This is a genomic window from Mesorhizobium sp. AR02, assembly GCF_024746835.1.
GTDB lineage: Bacteria > Pseudomonadota > Alphaproteobacteria > Rhizobiales > Rhizobiaceae > Mesorhizobium.
Map to the genome: position 1 here is coordinate 4,867,493 of NZ_CP080531.1, position 20,892 is coordinate 4,888,384.

Consider the following 20,892-nt stretch of genomic DNA (forward strand, 5'->3'; position numbering starts at 1 on the left):
GAGGCCCGAGCCGACGTCGAAATACCTCCCCTGGCGGCTAGTAGACACCGCCAAGTACCCGGCGCAACGGTCTAGCCCGCACCGATGACGCCTTGCACCACAACATTGGCTTGTTGAAGTTAGTAGCAACGACGGACATAGATGTCGTTGCTTGCCGATTTGACCGGAAGGTTACAGCACGATGCCACGCATGATTCGACGATTGGGAGCCAGGAATCTGGCGCGCCGGGCACGACGTCTCGGATATCTGACTGCGATGTTTGTCCAGATTACCGGGCCGCTCGTCTGTGGTATCGCCCTCTTGCTGGCTGGTCCGGCACAGGCGCAGGCGGCGGCGAGCGTCCCGCCTGAAAGGGTCAAACAGCTGTTCGAGCTTCTTGACGATCCGTCAGTGAAGGCCTGGGTGGCCGAACAGCGAAATCAGGACGCCGGGTCAACGGCAGCGCCTGCCGCGGCAGGAGTTTCGCCGGCCGACGCATCGTCCGACGCCGTGGCCGCACCCGGCCAGATGAATACGATGGCATCCTCGACGCTCGATCGGATCAAGCATCATATCGAAAGAATCGTGCGAACTTTGCCCTTGCTGCCAGGCCAGTTCGCGCGCGTTCGGGCACAGACCATGGAGGATATGTCCAGCAAAGGGCCTGCCGGCGTATCGGTGCTGATTACGATATTCATCGCTGCCGGCCTGGCGCTCACTTGGGCGACATACAAGCTCACCCGCCCATTTCGTCTTTGGATCATCGCGCAATCGAAGAATACGCCCACTGGGCGAGCCAAGAAGATTGGTGGCCGCCTGCTTTATTCCAGCATGCTGATCGTCTCGTTCGCACTGGGCAGCGCCGGCGCGTTCATGCTGTTCGACTGGCCAATGCTCATCCGCGAGATTGTACTGACATTTCTGATGGCTGCAGTCTTCACATGGGGTGTGCGCACTTACGTTTTGGCCATGCTCGTCCCTTCCTTCATGCACGTCGAGAACGCCGTCGAGGTTCGTGCCTTGCCGATCACCGACGAAACGGCTGACCATTGGTTCTATTGGCTATCCCGGATCGTCGGCGTCTTCGCCTTCTTCGCCGCCGCCTTTAACCTCTTGCCCGGTCTCGGCATCGATCGGGACGGAATGATGGTCCTGTCTCTGGGCGCCGATTTCGTGCTGCTGTTTCTGTGGCTGCTTGCCGTTTGGCGACGACCAAGAAGGGCGGCAGACGGCGCGCACGGTAGCGGTCATGCGGGCGTGACCTGGTTGTTGACTGCTTATTTCGTCGTTCTGTTCCTGGAACGCATCGCCGGCTTATATACATGGTTCTGGTTTACCTTCGCTGCATTCGTCCTGCCCTTGGCAATCGTGCTGACGCAGCGCGGGGTCAATTTCGTCCTGCGACCGGGTTCGGAAGATGTTGGCCGGCCGACGATCCCGGCGGTGACGATCGCTGTCATCGATCGCGGTATCCGGATGATTTTGATCCTGGCGGCGGCTTACTTTCTCGCGCGCGTCTGGGGTCTGGACATGCAATCCATGCGCGACAGCGATACGACGACTATGCTCATATTGAGCGGCTTGATCAATGTCGTGGTCATTGCGCTTGCAGCCGATTTCGGCTGGTCGATCATCAAAGCTCTGATCGAACGAAAGCTGGGCATCCACACACCGCATGCGGTGATCGGCGATGAGGACATCCTGACCCTCGATCCGCATCAGGCGCGGCTGCACACGCTGTTGCCGATCATCCAGAACATTCTGCTCGCAGTGATCATCGTGATGGCGGTGCTGATGATGCTCGCCTCAATTGGAATCCAGATCGGCCCGCTGATCGCCGGCGCTGGCGTCGTCGGCGTCGCCGTGGGTTTTGGTGCACAAACCATCGTCAAGGATGTGATCTCAGGCGTGTTCTATCTGCTCGACGATGCTTTTCGTGTCGGCGAATACATTTCATCGGGCAGCTACAGGGGTACGGTGGAGAGCTTTTCGCTGCGCTCGGTGAAGCTGCGCCACCATCGTGGTCCGCTGTTCACAATACCTTTCGGCGAACTCGGGGCGGTGCAGAACCAGAGCCGCGACTGGGTCACCGACAAGTTCAACGTCACCGTTGGCTATGACACCGATATCGAGCTCGCGCGCAAGCTGATCAAGCGGATAGGCCTCGAACTGGCGGAAGATCCAGAATTCAAACATTGGGTGATCGAACCGATCAAGATGCAGGGCGTACAGGAGTTCGGCGAGTACGGCATCGTCTTGAGGGTCAAGGTCACAACCAGACCGGGAGGTGCCTTCAGTATGAAAGGCAGATTCTTTTTACGTCTCCGCCAGGCCTTCAAAGAGCAAGGCATCGAACTCCCATTCCCCACCGTCCACGTCCAGGGGCTGCAGAACCCACATGAGGCGGAGAATGCGCCTTTGGAGATCACGCCCGAGTTAAGAATGGCCGTCGCGCAGTCGCACACCAATCGGCGCAGAAAAAAAGCCAGCACAACGGAGTAGGAAAGCTGTGACACCTGCCGGTCACAACGCGGCTTTTCGCGCATCGGCCGTGACGGGGAACTCTTTTATGTTCAACCGATTGAGACGAAGAAAGTGCCGTCACGAACCTCACTGGCCCTGACGGTACTTTGAAATGTTCGGCCGGGAGTATGCCGGAGGTCCGTTGGACGTGGCGTTGGTGTCAAACTGTATGTGCCGACAGATGCCGAACGCCAGCGAACGGATTTATTCAATGCTTTGTGGCGCACATATTGAAGGTCAGGTTGAGTGGCCTTGATCACGCCCTGCGATGCGGTCGATTTCGTCGCAGCCGCGGTAAGCGCCGTTTGGTTGGTAGTAGAACACGGCGTCTTCGTGGATTGCGGCTAGCTCACGATTCTCGCTCAAGGGTCCATCTCCACCGATAGCAGGAACACGCAGTGTAAGAGGGAACTTCCGCAAGCGACGGCGATGCAGCCGCCCGAACCGGCAGCGCTCTGCCACAGGATCCACATGCACAAGATCGCGCAACGCTGCGCAATCTGAAGGCCAAGTTCCGTGACCCGGAGAACGGCATCCGCCGCTTGCTGAGGTCATTCGGCCTCTGCTTGGGCAAGGTCGGACGCGGGGCTTTCGAGCAGGCGGTGCGCCCGGGCGGCGGGGGACGATCCGCTGCCGGCTGAACTGATAGACGCCATGCTGTCGGCGCACCCGGCATTGGAGGCAGTATTGCAGGCTCACGAGCTAGTCTTGAAGATCGTTGGGCGCAGTGCCTGATGCGCAACGGCCATCGGCGGTCAGGAATATAATAGCCGACGTCCGCGACGCTTCCGTTTGCGCTTCGGCTTTTTCGCTTCAGATGCAGGGAACCAAAAACCCAGCTTCAACACTTCGTCGACGCTTGTGGGACTCGGGGCGGGTGCAAGCGGGCTGAAACCATGGCCAGAATTCGAGAGGACCGTTGATCCTCCCCGATAGTCACCTTTGCCCTGACGCTTCGGCACTCCATTCCCCCAAGCCAATAAGATTGCAAGATTAGCGCAGGCTTGAGGAAGGCACCAGACGCGCCAGGCTCGTTTTCCATGGCGGAGGGCAGCATCGAGGTTGGCGACAAGGTCGCGAACTGGTCGTCGCGAACACGTTGTGCTTGGTGCAAAGCTATGCGGCGCCAAAGCGAAGGAAGTCATTGATTGACAGCCCGGATTGAAGACGCGAAAGAGCCCGCCTTCGGAGCCACTTGTCGGTGGCGGGAGACGGGCTGCGGAAGCCTTGGAGTGTCCGAGCTCGTCTGAAATGCTTCCTGCCGCACGAACTTCAGAAGGGGGAGCTCGGTTCCATCAGCCTTTGCTAGAATTAAGAGCGACTTCCCAAGACACCACCTTTGGGCTCGCCCCACTCGGGGCGATGCGGGTCCGGTTGAGGGTTGCGGACCTCAGCCAGCAGCGACGGGCCGCTGACAGCGTTTGAAACATGCTTCGGAATATCAGGTTCCGCTTATGCAGCAAAAATGCCCGCCAGCTTTCGGCAGCGGCAAGGTCCAACAGAACAAGAAACATTGCACTGAATGGGAATAGTGCAGCGGCGGAAGCGATTGGGCGCGCAAATGTTCCACGGACACCTACATGCCGACACCTTGGTATGAATCCGTAAATTGTCTTGAAGGGGCAGGCTTTAAGGCACATAATTCTTAGCGCCGGTCACCCCTTCCCTGGACTGGTCCGGTGCATGGCCCGGCCTGCGAAATGCTGTCACGTTCATTGCGCGGGCCGAGGTCCTTCACACTTGCCGGTGTGAGGCCCGAGCGTCTCCTGGCGGCTTGCTGTGGCCTCGATGCACCTCTGTTGCGCTCTAGCAGGTGCCGCCAGTGCTCGCCTCTGCAGTTGGATCGTCGTCTGCAGCTTGGCCAGCAAGTTCCGTTGTCCCTAAACTCGACTGTTTGGCTGCCGCGGGAGCATACGGAACGATACGGGGAGATTTCTGATTTTGGCCCACGAAAAAGCCAACAAAATCAACGGTTCTAATACGTCCTCCGGGCCCACCATAATCGTTATTTATCAATGGCTTATTGGCCTGTTCGCCAACAGGTTCGCCAGGCAGTGGTTTGCGCGTTACCAACCGTACGACGCGGTCCATGCACTGCACGGCCAGACCTAGGGCAGGGAACAGCAGCTGTCCGGCCCGGCCGGCATCGAAATCAGGTGGCTGCATCGCGACGGTGTCGCGGCGGGGCACGCCGAATTTAAGCTCGGTGGAATCCAAATGTCTGATACGGACAGTTTTGGAGAACCGATGCGGTCTTACCATGGTCATCGAGCAGAGGACCGATCGCCAGTATCGCATCAGCGTCGATGTTCCAGAGTAACTCGCGCATCGCCGCTCCAAGTTGCAAATATCGCATGAGAGGCTTGCAAGGTTGGTCAGTATAAATCACTGCACAGGCCCCATGCCTTTATTGCTTGTCCCTTGACAGAGGCGCTAAAAGATCATTCGAATGTTGCTGGCTTGATGCCGGCATGAGAACGAGTCTGCGCCATGAAGCTATCGGCAGCACGGTATCAAGTATCGGTTTTGGCTGCGCTTCGCTTGGTTCTCGCATTGGAGTTCGCAAGGGCATCGAGACGCTCGAACGCGCGTACGAAGCAGGGGTAACCTGGTACGACGTAGCGCCTTCGTATGGCGACGGGATGGCTGAATCGATCTGGGGCGAATTTGCATCCCGGAAACGCGGTAGCGTCTGCGTCTGCACCAAGGTTGGCATGCGCCCGCCGAAGACCTCCGTACCCATGCGACTGCTGAAGCCGTTGTCGCGGATCGCTATTGCGGCGGCTCCGGCGCTTAAGCAATATGCTTCAAGAGTGCGCTCCACGCCCTTCAAGGTGCCGCTGTCTGCCGAGTTGATAAGATCAACTGTCGAGGAGAGCCTGGGGCGTCTTCGCACGGATTATGTCGATGTCCTCGCGCTGCACCGTCCGACCGCCGAAGAACTTGTTCGCGAGGGTATCATCCGGGCCGTGGAGCGCGGTTCAGGACGGGAAAGCCCGGGCCATTTCGGTCGCAGGAGACCTTGAGGCTGGAATGACGGCTCTCAATGAATCGCTGCCTTATCGGTTCGTTCAGATTGCCAATACCCCGCTGGAGCCAAACCTCGGGAAGTTGAAGGAGCATGCTCACCGGCACAGAACGTTTGTAACGTACGGGACATTCTCGGGCCTCGACCGAATCGTCGCGAAGTTCAATGCGCAAAAGGAAATACTGGGCGCTCTTGGCGAACTCGGATACCGCGGCAGTCCCACTGAAATTGCTGTCGCGTTTCTCGCCGACTACGCATTCGCAACGAATTCAGCGGGCGTCACCCTGGTCTCTATGTTCAAGAAGGAGCACCTCGATTTCAATCTGCTGCGATTGAAGAACGATCCAACACCCGAGCGGCTAAATGCCCTCGTTGCCGCGCTGGACATGGTGTGAAGGACTGATCGGCTGGCACCTTGCCAGGATTCACCAACGACAGTCTCAGCAATCGCTGCTTTTGGTGGCGCCCCGTGCGAATGGATGATTTCAGAGCAGGTTTGACTGGCGCACGAATGCCGAACACCTATACTGGGAAGATCAGGGGTTCGCCATGAGCAAAGAGTTCAGTGTTGCCGACGCCTATGGCACGGGCCGCGCCATCTTCATGGGACTTGAGCTGCTCGTCGCGCCCGGTGCGCTCGTCCCCCGGCCAGAGACGGAGTTGCTGGGCACGACTGCTCTTGGTGTTTTGCATCAAATGAACCTGCCGGCGCCGCGCATAGTCGACATGTGCTGCGGCACTGGCAATCTGGCGTGTGCCATCGCCCACCACATTCCCACCGCACGTGTCTGGGCGAGCGACCTCACCGATGAATGCGTCGAAGTAGCCCGCCGCAACGCCGCCCATCACGACATGGCTGACCGCGTTTCGGTGCTTCAGGGCGACTTGTTCGACGCGCTCTCCGGCCTGGGGCTTGACGGGACGATCGACGTGATCGTCTGCAATCCGCCCTACATTTCGGAAAAGCGGCTCGAGGGCGACCGCGCGCATCTGGTCGAGCTCGAGCCGCGTGAAGCATTCGCGGCCGGCCCTTACGGCCTGAGCATCCATATGCGGGTGGTGAAAGACGCGCCGCGATACTTGCGGCCTGGCGGCATCCTGCTCTTCGAGGTCGGCCTTGGCCAGGACCGGCAGGTGATGGCTCTGCTGGAGCGCAGCAAGGCATACGAGAACATCCGTGCTGTCTCCAACGAAGCGGGCGAGGGCCGGGTGGTTCTGGGACAAGCCAAGGCGCAGGCATGAGCCGTGCGGAAAACCAGGGCAATTCCAGGAACCGCTCTGGCTTTACGCCGGCAATCAGTTCATTTTGCGGATGATGTATTGCTCGATCCCCCGAATGGAATCGAGGTTTTCAGGCAAGAGTTCGCTATCTTCGACGATGATGCCAAAGGTCTCCTCGATAAAGCCGATAATCTCAAGCACCCCCGTCGAGTCGACGATGCCTTGATCGAGCAAGGACGTGTCGTTCACCAACGCCTTCACGTCGCTCACGTAGAAATTCGAAACCAGGAAATTGCGGATCTGCTCGCTGTAGGTTCGGTCCTTGACAGTCAACATGAATTCGCCCTCCGTAGCGACACCACAAATCTAGCGACCTTGTCCTAAAGCGCGTCGCGTAGAGACGGATTCATGCGACGCGCTTTAGGTCCTTGTTTTATGCCTGTCGTTCTCCCAAAACCGAGGTCACTTTTGGGCGACATGCATTGGCCCGCCTCATGACAGGGCCGTTTTCTTGAGTTTGCCTGTGTCTGTCATCGGCAGGCTGGCCACGACGACGATGGACTTCGGAACCATGAAGTTTTCCAGTCGTTTCTGGCACTCCATCTGCAGCTGTTTTTCGCCGATGGTTCTTCCATGTTCCATGACGACAAACGCCTTCACCGCCTGCCCAAGGAGTTCGTCGGGAACACCGATGACCGCCGCTTCCCGAACGCCGGGAATATTCATAAGGACGTTCTCCACTTCCTTCGGCGCCACCTTCTCGCCTCGCGACTTAATGATCTCGTCACCACGGCCAACGAAGTAGAGGTAACCCTCCGTGTCCATCCGGCAGTAGTCGCCGGTGTACAGGACCTGCTCGCCGGGCAGCGGGCCGGATTTGAGCTTCCTGGCCGTCGCCTCGGGCTTGCCCCAATATCCCTTCATCACCGTTGCGCCGCGAATAACGAGCTGGCCAACGACGCCGGGCCCCACCCGCCTGTCATGTTCGTCTACGATCCACATTTCCGTATTCGGGATCGCGATCCCGACGCTCAATGGCTTTCGCTCGAGATCCGCCGGCGGCAAATAGGTGCAACGCTTGCATTCGGTGAGGCCGTACATCGAATAGATGCGCGCACTCGAAAACAGATCCCGAAGCATGAGAATATGCTTGAGGGGCAGGGCCGCCGCGGTGTTTGTGACGTAGCGAATGCTCGAGAAGTCCTGATCTTTAAGGGACTTGAGTTCGGAGAGTGCCGCAAAGATGGTCGGCACGCCGGGAAAGCCCGTAACCCCCTCTTGCCTGATCACCCCAAGGATCTGCGCCGGGAAAGCGAACGAGCGTTCGAGCACCAGCCGGGCGCCGGTACGAAACGCCATGATCATCTGGTACAGGCCGTAGTCGAAGGCGAGGGGTAGGACATTGAGGATCACCTCGTCCTCGGCAAGCTCGAGGTAGGAAGCGATAGACGCGCACGCGGTCATCATGTTCCTGTGCGTCAGCATCACGCCCTTGGGTTCGCCTGTCGACCCGGACGTGTAGATGATGGCGGCAAGATCGACATCGATGCAACGCCGCGCCGGCGGTGCATCGCCGCCGTTGGCGACCGCGGTGTCCCAGCGCACGGCATGCGGCAATTGGGAGAGGTCGACGTCATCGGTCGATCCGGAAACGATCACCCGCAGAAGTGACGGGCAACCGCGCGCCGGCTCGCGGAAGATGGGGTGCAGATGCGCGTCCGTGATCAGCGCCGCCGGTCGGCAGTCGTTGAGCAGATAATCAAGCTTGTCACTCTTGGTGAGCGGGTTGACGATGCACACCACCGCATTTGCCTTGAGCACCGCCCAGAAGCTCACCACCGTCTCGACGGTGTTGTCGGCGAAGATCATCACGCGATCGCCGCGCACGACGCCTGATCCTGCCAGATCATGGGCGATTGCATTGGCGCGCGCCTCGAGCTCACCATAGGTGACACGTTGCTTGCCGCACACCAGCGCAACCTTGCCGCCAAGCCGGCCGGCGGAGTGGGCGAGGTAGTCATGCAGCAGAGGTACGGCATCATGCAACATGCAAGCGCTCCTCCCGATGTTCGCAGTCGACGTCGACGCTGAGCCCATGCACGCGGGTTCCACTGGGACAGCTCGCGACAAACTGCTGATGAAGGAGTTGGGTAGACAGCACGCCGACGAGCGCCATGTTGTCGGCATTGGAAAGATCACCGTCACCGGTCCTGGCCTGGCACTTGCCGAGCAGGCGTGTGACCGAAGCCGGATCGAAAACATTCGCCTCGCGTATCGCTGTCTCCGAAAGCGCTTCGCGAATGTATTCCGGTGCGGCGTCGGCGGTGAAGCAAAGCGCGTTGGGCGCCCGGAATGGCTGCTTCTTGCGTGTTACGATCTCAGAGGGGATGATCGGCTCTGCCACGCGTTTGAGCACGTGCTTCTCATCGAGGACACGCAGCTTGTAGGAAGGCGGAAGTGAATTCGCGAGCCTCACAAGTTCATCGTCCAGGAACGGGAAGCGCCCCTCGACGGAGTGAGCCATCAGCATCCTGTCGCCTTGCGAAGAAAGCAGATAGCCCGACATCAATGTCTGGATCTCGAGATATTGGTCCTGCGCAAGAGGGCTCCAACGCGAAAACGCCGCGGGCAGGCGGGCGAGCAGTTCCGACACAGCGTCGCGGCGCTGGGACTCGGCGCGCAGGTCCGCGGAAAACAAGCGCTTGATGGCGCTGGTGCTGCGCCAGCGCGTGTCATGGGCAAAGCCGGGGGCGTCATAGCTCTCGATACCGCGCCCGAAGAACTGGCGCGCCATCGCTTGCTGTTGCACCGGCGAGCGAGTGAGATACGGGTAAAGGCGCTCCAGGAGCCGCGAGCGTCGTGTCGATGCCGGCTGGTGTCCCCAGAAGCGGCGAACCTTGCCTTCGCGGAACAGGTCGTAGCCAGCAAACATTTCGTCGGCACCCTCGCCGGTCAGCACGACCTTGATGCCACGCTCGCGCACCAGCCTCGAGAGCAGGAACAGCGGCGCCGGGGCGGTCCTCAGTATCGGGCGCTCGGTGTGGTAGATCACCTCCGGAAAGATTGCGGCGATATCGCTGCGCGAAACCACCACTTCATGGTGCTCACTGCCGGTTGCTTCGGCAACCAGGCGCTGGAAGCGGGTCTCGTCATATTCGGCGTCGGCAAAACGCAAGGAGAAGGTCTGGAAGCGTCGGCCGGCGAAGCGCCGTCCCAATGTCGTCACAAGCGAACTGTCCAGCCCTCCGGAGAGGTAACAGCCGACAGGCACGTCGGCGCGCACCATTCGGAGCGCCGTCGCGGCCTCGAGGGCGCCACGCACGCGGTCCACCGCGTCATCGCACGACCCGGTGAACTCGCCGTGCCGCGATCCGAAATTTTCGGGGTAGGAAGGCTGCCAGAAGGCCTGCTCGCGAACGGTGCCATCCTGGTAGGTGCGGACATGCCCTGGCACGAGTTCATGGATCCCCTGAAATACGCCTTGCGGCGGAACGACTGTCCAGAGCGTGAAGGTCTGATCGAGGCCGGCGGGATCAAAGGCGCGAGGGATGGTTGGATCGGCCGCGAAAATGGCCTTCACTTCGCTGGCGAAATAAAGCCGGCCCGCGTGCTCACAGAAATGCAGGGGGCAAATGCCGAACCGGTCGCGCGACAAGACGAGACGACCCGCTATCGAGTCCCAGATTGCGATTGCCCATTGGCCGTTCATACGCTCGAAGGCCGCTTCTCCCCACGCACGATATGCGTGTAGCGCGACCTCTGTGTCGCTGCGGGTTCGGAAGCGGTGGCCGAGTGCAATCAGCTTTTCACGCAACTCGACGTAATTGAATATCTCGCCGTTGAACACGATCCAGGTCGTGTCGCCTGTGTCCGCAAGCGGCTGCTGGCCACTGGAAAGATCGACGACGGACAGGCGGGCATGCGCCAGCCCCGCGCGTTTGTCCCGGTAAAGGCCGCGCTCGTCCGGGCCGCGATGCGCCAGCGCACCCACCATCCGCATCAGCGCCTCGCGCGAAGGAGACGCCGCCGCGGCGTTCAGCGCCACAATTCCAGCGATGCCGCACATCCCCGGTCAATCCTCGCCAATTTCCACGGAAAGCAAAGGTCGCGCGTGAAGATAGTGGGCGGCCCGCCGTTTCGCGTCGATGTCCTTGAAGACTTTCTGCAGCTGGGGCTCGGTGAGGCCGGCAACCGCCGCGACCTCATCGCTGGCGATCCCGTGGTTCAGGCCGCAAAGGCATAGATCCATCAGGTGATAGGGCAGCGCGAAGTAGAATTCCTCCTGGCTTTGCGCCATGGAGAATGTGTCGGTTGTCGGTGCCCGCCGCCGGATTTCCTCGTCCACGCCGAGATATTCCGCGAGCTGATAAACCTGGGTTTTGTAAAGGTGGACGATCGGCATCAGGTCGGCGGTTCCGTCACCTTGCTTGACGAAAAACCCCTGGTCGTACTCCAAACGGTTTGGTGTCCCCGCAACCGCGTATTTGAGGCGGTCGGCGTGGTAGTATTCCGTCATCTTGCGCAGGCGCTGCTTATAGTTGGTCGCTGCGACGATCTGCAGATAGGCAGCTGGCGACAGACGCACCGTGTCGACCTTACCCTCTGGGTCCTGGACGGTGAGCCGGGTGATGTTGAGGCCGTTGCTCTCGAGAACCGGCTCAAGCACCAGCTTGCATTTCCAGCCGTCCCCATAGTCGGGAACGACGGTTCGGATTGCCTCGAGCTGCCGGCTATAGGCGCCAATGGCCTCCAGTGCCGGGCCTATGTTTTCCAGGACGCTCTCAATGCCAAGCTGGGCCGCGACACGGCGGCCAAGTCTAAGGGAGTCGCCGGAGGAATCCCGCTCCGGCATGAACAGTCCCAAGACCTTGTCCTTCCCGAACGCGCGCGTGCACAAGGTCGCGACGACGGAACTGTCGATGCCGCCGGAAAGGCCGACAACCACGCCTCGACGATGGAGCGTGCCAAGAACCTGCCTGCGCAAGGTGTCAACGATGCGATCGACCTCCGCACGAGCATCGAGCACCAGCACGTCCTTGCTGAAGTGCGAGATTACGTCGATGACAAATCCTCCCTTTTGCGAGACTCGGCCGGGGAGTAGGTCTGCACGACGGCCGTCTCGATGAGCGGACGGTTGGTGGCAAGATTAGGCTCTATGACAAGGTCGATGTGGTTGCCCTTGATTGGAACCACGTCCAGGTGTGCCAAAGCGCTATCCCAGCCCAAAGCCCGAGGCATTCCCTCCCGACGACATCGAAACAAGGTGCCGGAGATGGGCAGAGCCGGTTTCGGCGCCTCGAGCCACTGGAAGAAAGACTGCGCCCGCAAGACCTCCTGCAGTTCCAGTTTGGTTCTGAAGCTCGTCGGGTTGAACTCTCCCTTGGCAAACCGGTCGAGAATCCTGGCGAGATACGCTTCGCAGCCCATGGCAACGGTGATTTTCGCAAGGGCTCGGCAAGCCATTCGGTGGGCGGATATGCGATTCGTGCGAATACGATGGAATGTGCGGGTAAGTGTCTCCCAATGGTTGCTCGGCTCGTCCAGAAGGCTCGTATCGAGGATACCCAAAAACCTCACCGACCGCCCGGCTTCCAGAAGCCGTGCCGCAACCTCGAATGCAACCGCGCCACCAAGCGAATGGCCGAGAAGTCGCACGGGGCCGGCAGGTTGGGCGCGGCTTATCTGCTCGAGTGCGGCGGCAGCCATGGCGGAGAGAGTGTTATGTCCGTCCAGTATCGCGGCGAGGCCAGGATACCGGATGGGGCTCACCCGGGCGACTTTGCCCATGGCGGCTGCGAACGCAGCCAGGCTCGGACCATAGCCGACGGACCCTGGAAACAGGAAAAGAACCGGGGGGTGATGCTTCGTCGCGCGCCGTTCGCCCGCCTGTGCGGACACGACCGCCTCAACCATCTGGTCGAAGCTCATGCCGACGGTGAAGGCCTCGAGGCCCAGCTCTTGCCCGATAGCGCTTTCGATCGCCATGACGCAATGCAGCAGCTGCAGCGAATCTCCTCCCGCGTCATCCCAGTTTCCCGCGGCAACGCCCGTGTTGAGAACGTGCATCCACGCGTGCTGCACCATTTGCCTTGTATTCAGTTCGCCTCTTGCGGGGGGCGGTCGGGGAGTGGACGGCCGGGCGGCTGGCGCCGTCTTTCTCTCCGAACGATCCATTTCGGTCAGCGTTGCCAGGTCGACCTTCCCTCCCAACAGGCGCGGGATCGCGGCGATGGTGTGCAACCGCAAGGGACACAGTGGCGCCGGCAACGTTGTTCTGACGAGCTGGCGAAGCTCATCCGCAAAAGCAGCGCCTGCGAAGTGCTGGGGAACCGCGAATGCGATGAGTTCCTCCGCTGGCGTAACGATTGCCACGGCATCCGCCACCGAAGGCGCGCAACGCAGGACCCGTTCGAGCTCGGCGGGCTCGATGCGTCGACCATTGATCTTGATCTGGCGCCCTTTGCGGCCGACGATCCACAACAGGCCATCATCGTCCAGCCGAACGAGGTCGCCCGTCGCAAAAAGCCGAACATCGGGATCGTCCGGGTCCGGCCGCGCGGGAACGACGACACCGTTCTCCCAATGACCAAGCAGAACATAGGGGCTTCTGATCAGAAGCTCTCCACTCTCGCCTGTCCCAACATTGCGCCCGGCTTCGTCGACAATAGCGAATGCCATCCCGGGAAGCAGCCTGCCAACGGGAACCGACGCGTCTTGCTCCGGCCAGTCCGGCGGCAAGAACCATTGCGAACCGGTGGTTTCCGTTGATGAGTAGCCGATCTGGATCAGGCACTGGTCCGAAACGGCTTTGCGCAGCAACGCGATGTCCGTCCACGACACCTTCTCGCCACCGAGCCGGGCCACTCTGAGTGACTGGAAGGCGTCAGCTGGGGCCTCAGTCAGGAGTGCCCGAAGCAGCGCCGGCACAAGATACACAACCGTTACGCCTTCGGCTTGAACCCGAGCGCGGACGGCGCGCAGGCCGACCGCCTCCACCTCGAGAAGATGCAACGTGGCGCCCGTCAGCAACGCCGTAAAAATCTCCCGGCAACCGGCAATCGTGGCGGGCCCGGTCAGCGGCAGAAAAACGTCATCTGCGTTGATATGGCACGCGTCAACATATTGCCGGACCCGCCACAGCAGGCTGCGTTGGCTGTTGACGATCCCCTTGGGACGTCCTGTGCTACCTGAGGTGTAAAGCACCATTGCCGGCGCATCGACGGAAACCGGAGTGGGCTGCGGTTGCTGTGATGACTTTTGATCGTTCGGCGCGACGGCGGCCGCAATATCGATCCATAGGACGTCCTGCGCCAGATCGACGGGGTGAACATTTCCAGCGCCTATGATGGCGCCGAGCCGTGCGGCGTTCACAATCTCGATGATCCGGGAGCCTGGATCTCTTATATTGAGCGGAACGGAAGGCCGCCCGGCCGCGATGCTCGCCAGTATTGCCACAGCGTACCAGACCGAGTTGGCATGAAGGATGCCGACCGCCTGTCCTTCGGGGACGGCAACGGCGATCCGGTGAGACAGTGTCTCGACAGCCCGGAAAAGCTCCGAGTAAGTCAGGCGATTGGTGCCGTCGCCAATCGCGAGCTTGTCGGGATATTGCCTTGCGACGTTTCCAAGGTGATCGAAGACGGGAATGTCCGCAAATTCGGCGCCCATCTGTTGATAGTGGCGCCAGACAGGGCCTCCCTGGTCAAGAGCATATTCAGGCACATCTGACCATTTGCGGGTCGTCGTTGGTCGACAATCCACCTGTAGATCTTGATTCACCGCTTCCGAGTGCAAATACGCTGAAGACATTCAGGGCCCCGCCAAGCTGAATGCCGAACATCGCTCGCCACTGAACTCTTTTCATCAATCATTCGGATGATGCCTCGATCTTAACCGGGCAGCGCTTTCCCGATCCGCCCTCCGGAAAGATCTCTATTCGTCTCCAGCAACGGCCGGTTCCCCTCGAAGGTCCTTCGACCGCGAGACGCTTGCCCAGGCCAATCCCGCGTGCCACCGGCGGCAGGTATTATGATCCGGAGGCGGGCGCCTCCAAGAATCCACGAATCGGAACAGTCATTCAAATGAACGTTGGTGTGGTTTGTATTCTGGCTAAGCTTTGATCCGCAGGTGAATGAATGCTTGCTCGGAGACGCTTGGGCATTCCTCCATGATCATCGAGTTGTTTGGGCCGCCTGGTGCAGGCAAGACCACACTTCTTCGCGGCCTCTGCCAGGGGATGGCGAAACACGGCATCAACGTGAAGACAGTGAACGGGTATCGCCTGATCGAATATGGGTCGGCCCAGGACGACGGTCCGGAAGTACGCCATGGCATTGGGCGTATTGGCAAGAAGATTGCCACATCCGGTCCTGTCCTGCTGTCGACCTTGCCAAAGGACGGTGTCGCGGCCCGGCTTCTGGCATCAATCCCTCTACGAAGCCGCACATGGTCATGGCGCATGAAGGTCGACATCGCCCTGCTGTGCGAGTCCTGGCGTCAGGCACAGGAATCGGAAGGCTACTTCATTTTCGAAGAGGGCCTAATCCAGGCTTTGTGTGCGCTGGTTGTGCTGGCGCGAACTCCAAGCATTGACGTGGTTCGTGACTGCCTGGCGTTCCTGCCGCGACCGGACCTCCTTATCCAGCTCGATGCGCCGCAGGAAACGTTGCGCAGCCGTCTTATGGATCGGCATGCGCAGCAACCGCTCCTCGAGGTCCTGCTGTTCGAACTCGGCGTGGACAGGGGGTTGAGGCAGGCCGAGATCTCAAGGGAGATCGGCGAATGCCTGCGCCAGGACCGATGGCCCTTGATAAAAGTCAACGGTGGTGAACCTCACGATTTCAACAAGGTCATCGCGCGGGTCTTGGAAGAGCATGAGACTGCCCCGGAGTGGCCAAGGCGATAAAAGCTGAAACCACTGGACCTATGGCGCAGTTTTGCATTTGCTCAACTGGCATGGTGCGATTAAGGCGTTGCGCCAATTTGTGTACGGCACTGCCGATCCAGCCAGACGCGCAATCATTTCGTATCGCGTTGGTCGAGCACCTCAAGCATGGTGGTCAACATGCTTCCGACTTCTTCCGAGATTTCCTCGGGGCGAATTCCCGCCCTGATGGCATCCGCCGTTGCTTGGTCTGCGAGTTTCGCCGCAAGGGCCGGGTCGGGGTTCGAAATGGGTGGAACATTGTCCTCCACCCATTTCTGCAGGAATTCGATGCCCCGAGCGCTCATGACGGACTAATGCGCGTTGGAGCGATTTCGTTCCCCCGAAGTATGTTCAAGAAAACGTCAGACCCTTGTGATCAGGGCCTGACGTTCCCCAAGGCTCACATTACGAGGAACGAAGACGCCGTCAACGCCAGGTGCGGAGCAAGAGTGGCAAACTGGATCTGGTGTGCGCCGCCTGCGCCATCGGCGTCGAAAGAGAGGGCGCCGGTCGAACTGTTGTAGATGATGTGGTCACCGCTGTCATGCGCACCCTTGCCGACGTGGAATGCCGAGGTGGGAAGGGTGCTGCCTTGAAGGCCGGTAAACACAGTGTGGTCGAGAAGGATCTTGTCCTGGGCCACATTGAAGTCGGTGATCTTGTCGACATTGCTGGTATTGAGGGCGGATTTGAAGACAAAGACATCCGCGCCCCCATTTCCCGTGAGAACGTCTTTCCCGCCACCGCCGTTGATGTAGTTGTTGCCGGCATTGCCATCTATGGTTTGGGAGAACTCGTTTCCTTTGAGATTGATGGGGGAGGTGTCGGACTTGCTCGTGGTGGCGAGATGTTCGATCTCCGAGCCGGCCGACAATACATAACTCACCGATGCCAGCACGGTATCGTTGCCGCCGCCCGGCAGTTCCACCACCTTGTCGCCGGCGTTGTTGACATAATAGGTGTCGTTGTAGCCGCGGCCGATCATCGTGTCGGCGCCAGTGGTGCCGTGAAGCACATCCGCGCCGCCCGTGCCGTAGAAAGTGTGATCGCTGGTCGAAGGCACACTGGTGGTCGGGGGCACACTGCTGACCGGAGGCACACTGCTGACCGGAGGCACACTGCTGACCGGAGGCACGGTGCTGGGCGGAGGCACGGTGCTGGTTGGGGGCACAGTGCTGCCAGTCGTATCGCCGGTCGAAGGCGTGCTGGTGGTGCTCTGGTTGTGCTGAAGGAAGAGGGCTTGCAGCGCCGACGAGTTGCCAAGCGCCGTGTCGCCCTGTTGAGAACCCCACGCATAGGCATAGTCGAAGGCGGGCGATGGCGCCACCTTGGCCCAGTGGTCCAGCATGGTCTGTTCCTGGGCGACGGTGGGAAGGACATATTGGCCGCCCGTATCAGTTGTGAAACTGCCGCCCCCAAACGTCTGGTAAACCGGAACGATCTGGCTGACCGGGATGCCCGAGGCGACAGCCGCGGCCACGTTCCTGTCGATCATGTTGTAGTCAACCGTGCTTGTGCCGGTGCGTACCGGGTAGGGATCCACGCCGTAATAGTCGATATGCGTGTTGGCGGGATTGTAAGTGTTTGAAAAATCGGGATTTGCGGAAGACCCCATGTTCATCATGGTGATGAAGGTCTTGGCGCCGGGCAGGTTTGTGTGGATCCAGTCGGATTCCGCCTTCAGATTCGCGGCAGTGGCATAGGTCCCCCATTTGCCGGTCGGGTCCGGCTCATCGACGAGGAAGAAGCCGAATGCCTTCGGATTGCCGATGAAGGGCGTGACTTTCTGGATAAAGGACGAGGTTGCGCCATTGGCTTCATTGAGCCACACCAGACCTTTCGTGCCGGCCGGCAAGGCGTTGAGTTCGTCCACGGATGAAACGTCGACAAGATTGAATCCGGCGGCGGTGACCTCGGAGGCCGATCCACCCGAGGCGTAATGGAGGGTTGTCATGCAAATATCCTTCGTCCGATTCGGTAGGTGCCCCACACCTGCCTACGGGAAAGGATACATTAGAGACAAATCACATACCGGCGCCTGTTGATAGAATCTTTGATCATCGTGAAGAAAACGCTACCGGCTCGGCCGGCTAGCTTGCCTCCGAGGCTTGTAGACTATCCAACGATTTTTGGCACTCCACGCAGGACTGTGGAGTGCGCATGGCGACCGTCTATTTGCTATGCGCCACTCATCAGAAGGGCCCTTTCTATCAACGGACGGTTGTGGCTGAGATGGGGTTCAACGAGCATGTCCAGGTGCCCGCCGACGATCGGGACTATGTTCAGGCCGGTAACGAAAGCACTCCACCCAAGGTCTGTCGGAACGCCTGTGCGCCTGCACCGAAACAAGGTGGCGGTAATCGGCAATGCGGGCTTCGGTTGCGCGAGCCATTGGCCAAATGCCCGCATCCGCAGGATTTCTTCGAGCTCGAGGCGCAAAATGAATCGCGTTCTGGCGAAGGTCTTCCATTTAAGCCAGTCGATGCCTCTCGCGAGCTGGGCCTCGGCACCAAATCGGGCAAACAATTTTGCCAGAGCCCGCAAAGTCATGCGATCCACCGTCACTCTATGCGCGCGGATGCGCTGAGCGGTTCGTGCAAGAGTTTCACGGTAATTGTGCTGCCCAGGCCCGATATTGGTGTCGAGGATTCCCAGGAACGTGACCGACCGACCGGCAGCAACAAGTTTGGCGGCAACTTCGAACGCGACGCCGCCACCAAGCGAATAGCCGATCAGCTTGACATTGCCATCAGGCTGGACCTGGCCGATCTGGTCGACAACCGCATCCACCATCCGCGGTATCGTGCCATGTCCCCTCAGCAGATCGTTCAGATCCCCGTAGCGCACGGCAACAACCCTGGCGACATTGCCCATCTCGGCACCGAAGGCCGCCAGGCTTGGGCCGTAGCCGATCGATCCCGGCACGATGAACAAAATGGGCCTCGGGTCGGAAGCCTCGATAAGCGAGCTACTTGTGTCCTGCCCTGGAGACGCAGCCCGGACGACATCGGCAAAGCTCATCCCGACTGTGAACGCGTCCAGGTTGAGTTCCCGCCCCAGAGCCGTCTCAAGTTCCATGACGAATTGCAGCAGTTTCAATGAATCGCCACCGGCATCGTCCCAGCGGCTGCCAGCAGCCCTTTTGCCCGGGAGAATCCTTTCCCATACGGCCGCAGCGGTGCCTTCGATATCAAGCGGGTTCGCTGCCTGCCGGGCGATGGGCGTATTCTGGGCGTCTTGCGCGTTCAGTGCGCGATCCAGTTCCCGCAGCCTGACACCGTCGACCTTGCCGCCTTTGAGCTGCGGTATCTCGGCAACACTGTGCAGTCGCGTCGGATGAACCGCCGGCGGCAAGGCCGTCCTGATCAAGTCGCGCAATTCAGCAATGAGCTCGCTTTCGCCAGGTCTCGCGGGGACGACAAAGGCCACCAGTTCGTTCGCATCCGTCACCACCGCAACGGCATCATCCACCTGGGGCGCCCGGCGCAAGACGAGTTCCAGCTCGGCAGGTTCGACCCGCCTTCCGTTTATTTTGATCTGGCGTCCCTTTCGTCCGACGATCCACATCATTCCGGTGTCGTCGACCTTGACCAGATCGCCCGTTGCGAAGGTTCGAAGCCGGGGGTTGCCGGAGTTCGCTTGAAGAGGGACGTTTTCCCCATCCGCCCAATAGCCGAGCGTGGTGTAGTTGCCTCTGATCAGCAACTCTCCTTCATCGCCCGGGGCGACTTCGCATGCGTTCTCATCCACGATGGTATATTCGATGCCGGGTAGGACGAAGCCAACCGGGACCGTCGCGCCTCGTTCCTGGTAGCCTCTCGGCAGAAACCATTGGGTGCCAGTCGTTTCCGTGGACGAATAGCTGATCTGGACAAGACAGGAATCGGGAACGCTGTCGCGGAGCCGGTCGATATCGGACCATAGAATCTTTTCTCCGCCGACCCGCACGATCCGCAAGGAAGAGAATGTGTCGGGCGCAGAACCATTCATCAACACACGCAGCAGGGCCGGCACGAGATAGACGACCGTTACCCGCCATTTCTCGAAATTTTCGCGGGCGGCGCGAATGCCGGCGCTCTCGATATCCGAGAGGTACAATGTGGCGCCGCACAGCATCGGGGTCATCATCTCGCGGCATCCCGCGATCGTCGCCGGCCCGGTCAGTGGCATGAACACGTCGTCGGGACCGAAGTGGCAGGCATCCACATACTGCTGAACGCGTTGGAGGATCGCCCGCTGGCTGTTGACGACGCCCTTCGGCGCCCCGGTGCTGCCCGACGTGTACAGAACGATTGCCGGGGCATCGACCGACACTTCGGACGGTAACGCCGATAAGCTGCCATCCGGCGTTGCGGCCATGCAATTTGCCGCGTCGATCCATATGAGGGAGGAGGCATCCGGCCAGCCTGCCGGCTTGCCCGGCCCTGGCTTTATGATTGCAGCCAGCCGCGCGCTGGTGGCAATTGCAGCGAGGCGCTGAAATGGATCCCGGGGGTTCAACGGCACGGCGGGCCTGCCAGCCCGCATGGCGGCGAGCATGGCCACCGGATACCAGAGGGTATTTCCGATAAGAAGCCCGACAGCCTTGCCCGGTGGGACCGAACCAGCAATCGCACCCGCCAGGGTTTGGACTGCGTTGAGCAGTTCCGAAAAGCTGAGGGATGTGGAGCCGTCACTGATCGCGATCTTGTCAGGGTATTTTTCGACAATCCGCTCCAGGTGAAAGAATGCCGATTTTTCGGAGAAGTCGTCGCCCATCCAGGGGAAGGGGAGGCTGGTTGGCCCGTCCATGTCCAGAGGGTGGGTGGAGGCCTGTTTCCATGTGAAGCCGTCTGGAGGGCTGGTGTTGCGATTTGTCACAACACCTTGATCCGTCGGTCCGCCAACGAAAGGCAAGGTGCGTGTAAAATAGCTTTCTAAACGCGGGCGCCCCGACGTTTCCAACACAGCCCCCTTGTTTTGCTGCCTAGCTTTGCAGTGTCGTACGCGACCATGTTGGCCCTTGCATCGTTAGAACGAATGAGTTCCCGGTCGACTCAGCGATCCGACAGCAGTTGTCGTTGCATCGCCGCATCGTCCAACCCCTTGCTTCATTCAAACAGACGAGGACAGCGCGAAGGCCTGCTCCTAGCGTGGACTTGGGTGTTGTGTGTGCAGGGGCGATGAAGCCGGGCCATGAAAACAGATAGGGCCAGCGGTTTTGCGCGATTGGGA

The 20,892-nt window shown here is 60.0% G+C and carries 15 protein-coding genes; 5 read left to right on the forward strand and 10 right to left on the reverse strand.

The window, feature by feature from the left end; all coding sequences use genetic code 11:
- Positions 1 to 256: 256 nt before the first annotated feature.
- Positions 257 to 2,482 (forward strand): mechanosensitive ion channel family protein, encoded by a 2,226-nt coding sequence (locus DBIPINDM_RS27680; RefSeq protein WP_258582167.1) that lies wholly within the window; start codon positions 257 to 259, stop codon positions 2,480 to 2,482.
- A 258-nt stretch (positions 2,483 to 2,740) separates the two neighbouring features.
- Here the strand turns inward: DBIPINDM_RS27680 and DBIPINDM_RS27685 are convergent, their stop codons facing one another.
- Both DBIPINDM_RS27685 and DBIPINDM_RS27690 read right to left on the reverse strand, forming a co-directional pair.
- The gene (locus DBIPINDM_RS27685; protein ID WP_258582168.1) at positions 2,741 to 2,869 is read right to left on the reverse strand and encodes a hypothetical protein; all 129 of its coding nucleotides are present in this window, start codon (positions 2,867 to 2,869) and stop codon (positions 2,741 to 2,743) included.
- 1,440 nt (positions 2,870 to 4,309) lie between these two features.
- Positions 4,310 to 4,771 (reverse strand): hypothetical protein, encoded by a 462-nt coding sequence (locus DBIPINDM_RS27690; RefSeq protein WP_258582169.1) that lies wholly within the window; start codon positions 4,769 to 4,771, stop codon positions 4,310 to 4,312.
- 203 nt (positions 4,772 to 4,974) lie between these two features.
- Between DBIPINDM_RS27690 and DBIPINDM_RS27695 the strand changes: the two genes are divergently transcribed.
- The 3 genes from DBIPINDM_RS27695 to DBIPINDM_RS27705 all read left to right on the forward strand — a co-directional run bounded on the left by DBIPINDM_RS27695 (position 4,975) and on the right by DBIPINDM_RS27705 (position 6,773).
- Positions 4,975 to 5,529 carry an aldo/keto reductase gene (locus DBIPINDM_RS27695; protein WP_258582170.1) on the forward strand — a complete coding sequence of 185 codons (555 nt, stop codon included), beginning with the start codon at positions 4,975 to 4,977 and terminating at the stop codon, positions 5,527 to 5,529.
- Positions 5,530 to 5,536: 7 nt separating this feature from the next.
- A complete protein-coding gene (locus DBIPINDM_RS27700; RefSeq protein ID WP_258582171.1) occupies positions 5,537 to 5,926 on the forward strand; it encodes a hypothetical protein in 390 nt (129 codons plus the stop codon).
- A 154-nt stretch (positions 5,927 to 6,080) separates the two neighbouring features.
- On the forward strand, positions 6,081 to 6,773 hold the full coding sequence (locus DBIPINDM_RS27705) for a N5-glutamine methyltransferase family protein (RefSeq protein WP_258582172.1): 693 nt from the start codon (positions 6,081 to 6,083) through the stop codon (positions 6,771 to 6,773).
- Between the two features lie 54 nt (positions 6,774 to 6,827).
- Here DBIPINDM_RS27705 and DBIPINDM_RS27710 read toward each other — a convergent pair whose 3' ends face one another.
- The 5 genes from DBIPINDM_RS27710 to DBIPINDM_RS27730 form a co-directional block, all read right to left on the reverse strand.
- Positions 6,828 to 7,088 carry an acyl carrier protein gene (locus tag DBIPINDM_RS27710; protein ID WP_258582173.1) on the reverse strand — a complete coding sequence of 87 codons (261 nt, stop codon included), beginning with the start codon at positions 7,086 to 7,088 and terminating at the stop codon, positions 6,828 to 6,830.
- Between the two features lie 156 nt (positions 7,089 to 7,244).
- Positions 7,245 to 8,801 (reverse strand): class I adenylate-forming enzyme family protein, encoded by a 1,557-nt coding sequence (locus DBIPINDM_RS27715; protein ID WP_258582174.1) that lies wholly within the window; start codon positions 8,799 to 8,801, stop codon positions 7,245 to 7,247.
- A complete protein-coding gene (asnB, locus tag DBIPINDM_RS27720; protein WP_258582175.1) occupies positions 8,791 to 10,818 on the reverse strand; it encodes an asparagine synthase (glutamine-hydrolyzing) in 2,028 nt (675 codons plus the stop codon). The genes DBIPINDM_RS27715 and asnB overlap by 11 nt, the downstream gene beginning before the upstream one ends.
- A 6-nt stretch (positions 10,819 to 10,824) precedes the next feature.
- Positions 10,825 to 11,784 carry an NAD(+) synthase gene (gene nadE / locus DBIPINDM_RS27725; RefSeq protein WP_258582176.1) on the reverse strand — a complete coding sequence of 320 codons (960 nt, stop codon included), beginning with the start codon at positions 11,782 to 11,784 and terminating at the stop codon, positions 10,825 to 10,827.
- A gap of 20 nt (positions 11,785 to 11,804) precedes the next feature.
- Positions 11,805 to 14,561 carry a non-ribosomal peptide synthetase gene (locus DBIPINDM_RS27730; RefSeq protein WP_258582177.1) on the reverse strand — a complete coding sequence of 919 codons (2,757 nt, stop codon included), beginning with the start codon at positions 14,559 to 14,561 and terminating at the stop codon, positions 11,805 to 11,807.
- 358 nt (positions 14,562 to 14,919) lie between these two features.
- Here DBIPINDM_RS27730 and DBIPINDM_RS27735 point away from each other — a divergent pair, with 358 nt between their 5' ends.
- Positions 14,920 to 15,657: an AAA family ATPase gene (locus DBIPINDM_RS27735; RefSeq protein ID WP_258582178.1), complete on the forward strand. Its 738-nt coding sequence runs from the start codon at positions 14,920 to 14,922 to the stop codon at positions 15,655 to 15,657.
- 113 nt (positions 15,658 to 15,770) lie between these two features.
- Here the strand turns inward: DBIPINDM_RS27735 and DBIPINDM_RS27740 are convergent, their stop codons facing one another.
- The 3 genes from DBIPINDM_RS27740 to DBIPINDM_RS27750 all read right to left on the reverse strand — a co-directional run bounded on the left by DBIPINDM_RS27740 (position 15,771) and on the right by DBIPINDM_RS27750 (position 20,625).
- Positions 15,771 to 15,983 carry a DUF768 domain-containing protein gene (locus DBIPINDM_RS27740; protein ID WP_258582179.1) on the reverse strand — a complete coding sequence of 71 codons (213 nt, stop codon included), beginning with the start codon at positions 15,981 to 15,983 and terminating at the stop codon, positions 15,771 to 15,773.
- A gap of 95 nt (positions 15,984 to 16,078) precedes the next feature.
- On the reverse strand, positions 16,079 to 17,632 hold the full coding sequence (locus tag DBIPINDM_RS27745) for a calcium-binding protein (RefSeq protein WP_258582180.1): 1,554 nt from the start codon (positions 17,630 to 17,632) through the stop codon (positions 16,079 to 16,081).
- Between the two features lie 224 nt (positions 17,633 to 17,856).
- Positions 17,857 to 20,625: an AMP-binding protein gene (locus DBIPINDM_RS27750; protein WP_258582181.1), complete on the reverse strand. Its 2,769-nt coding sequence runs from the start codon at positions 20,623 to 20,625 to the stop codon at positions 17,857 to 17,859.
- Positions 20,626 to 20,892: the final 267 nt, after the last annotated feature.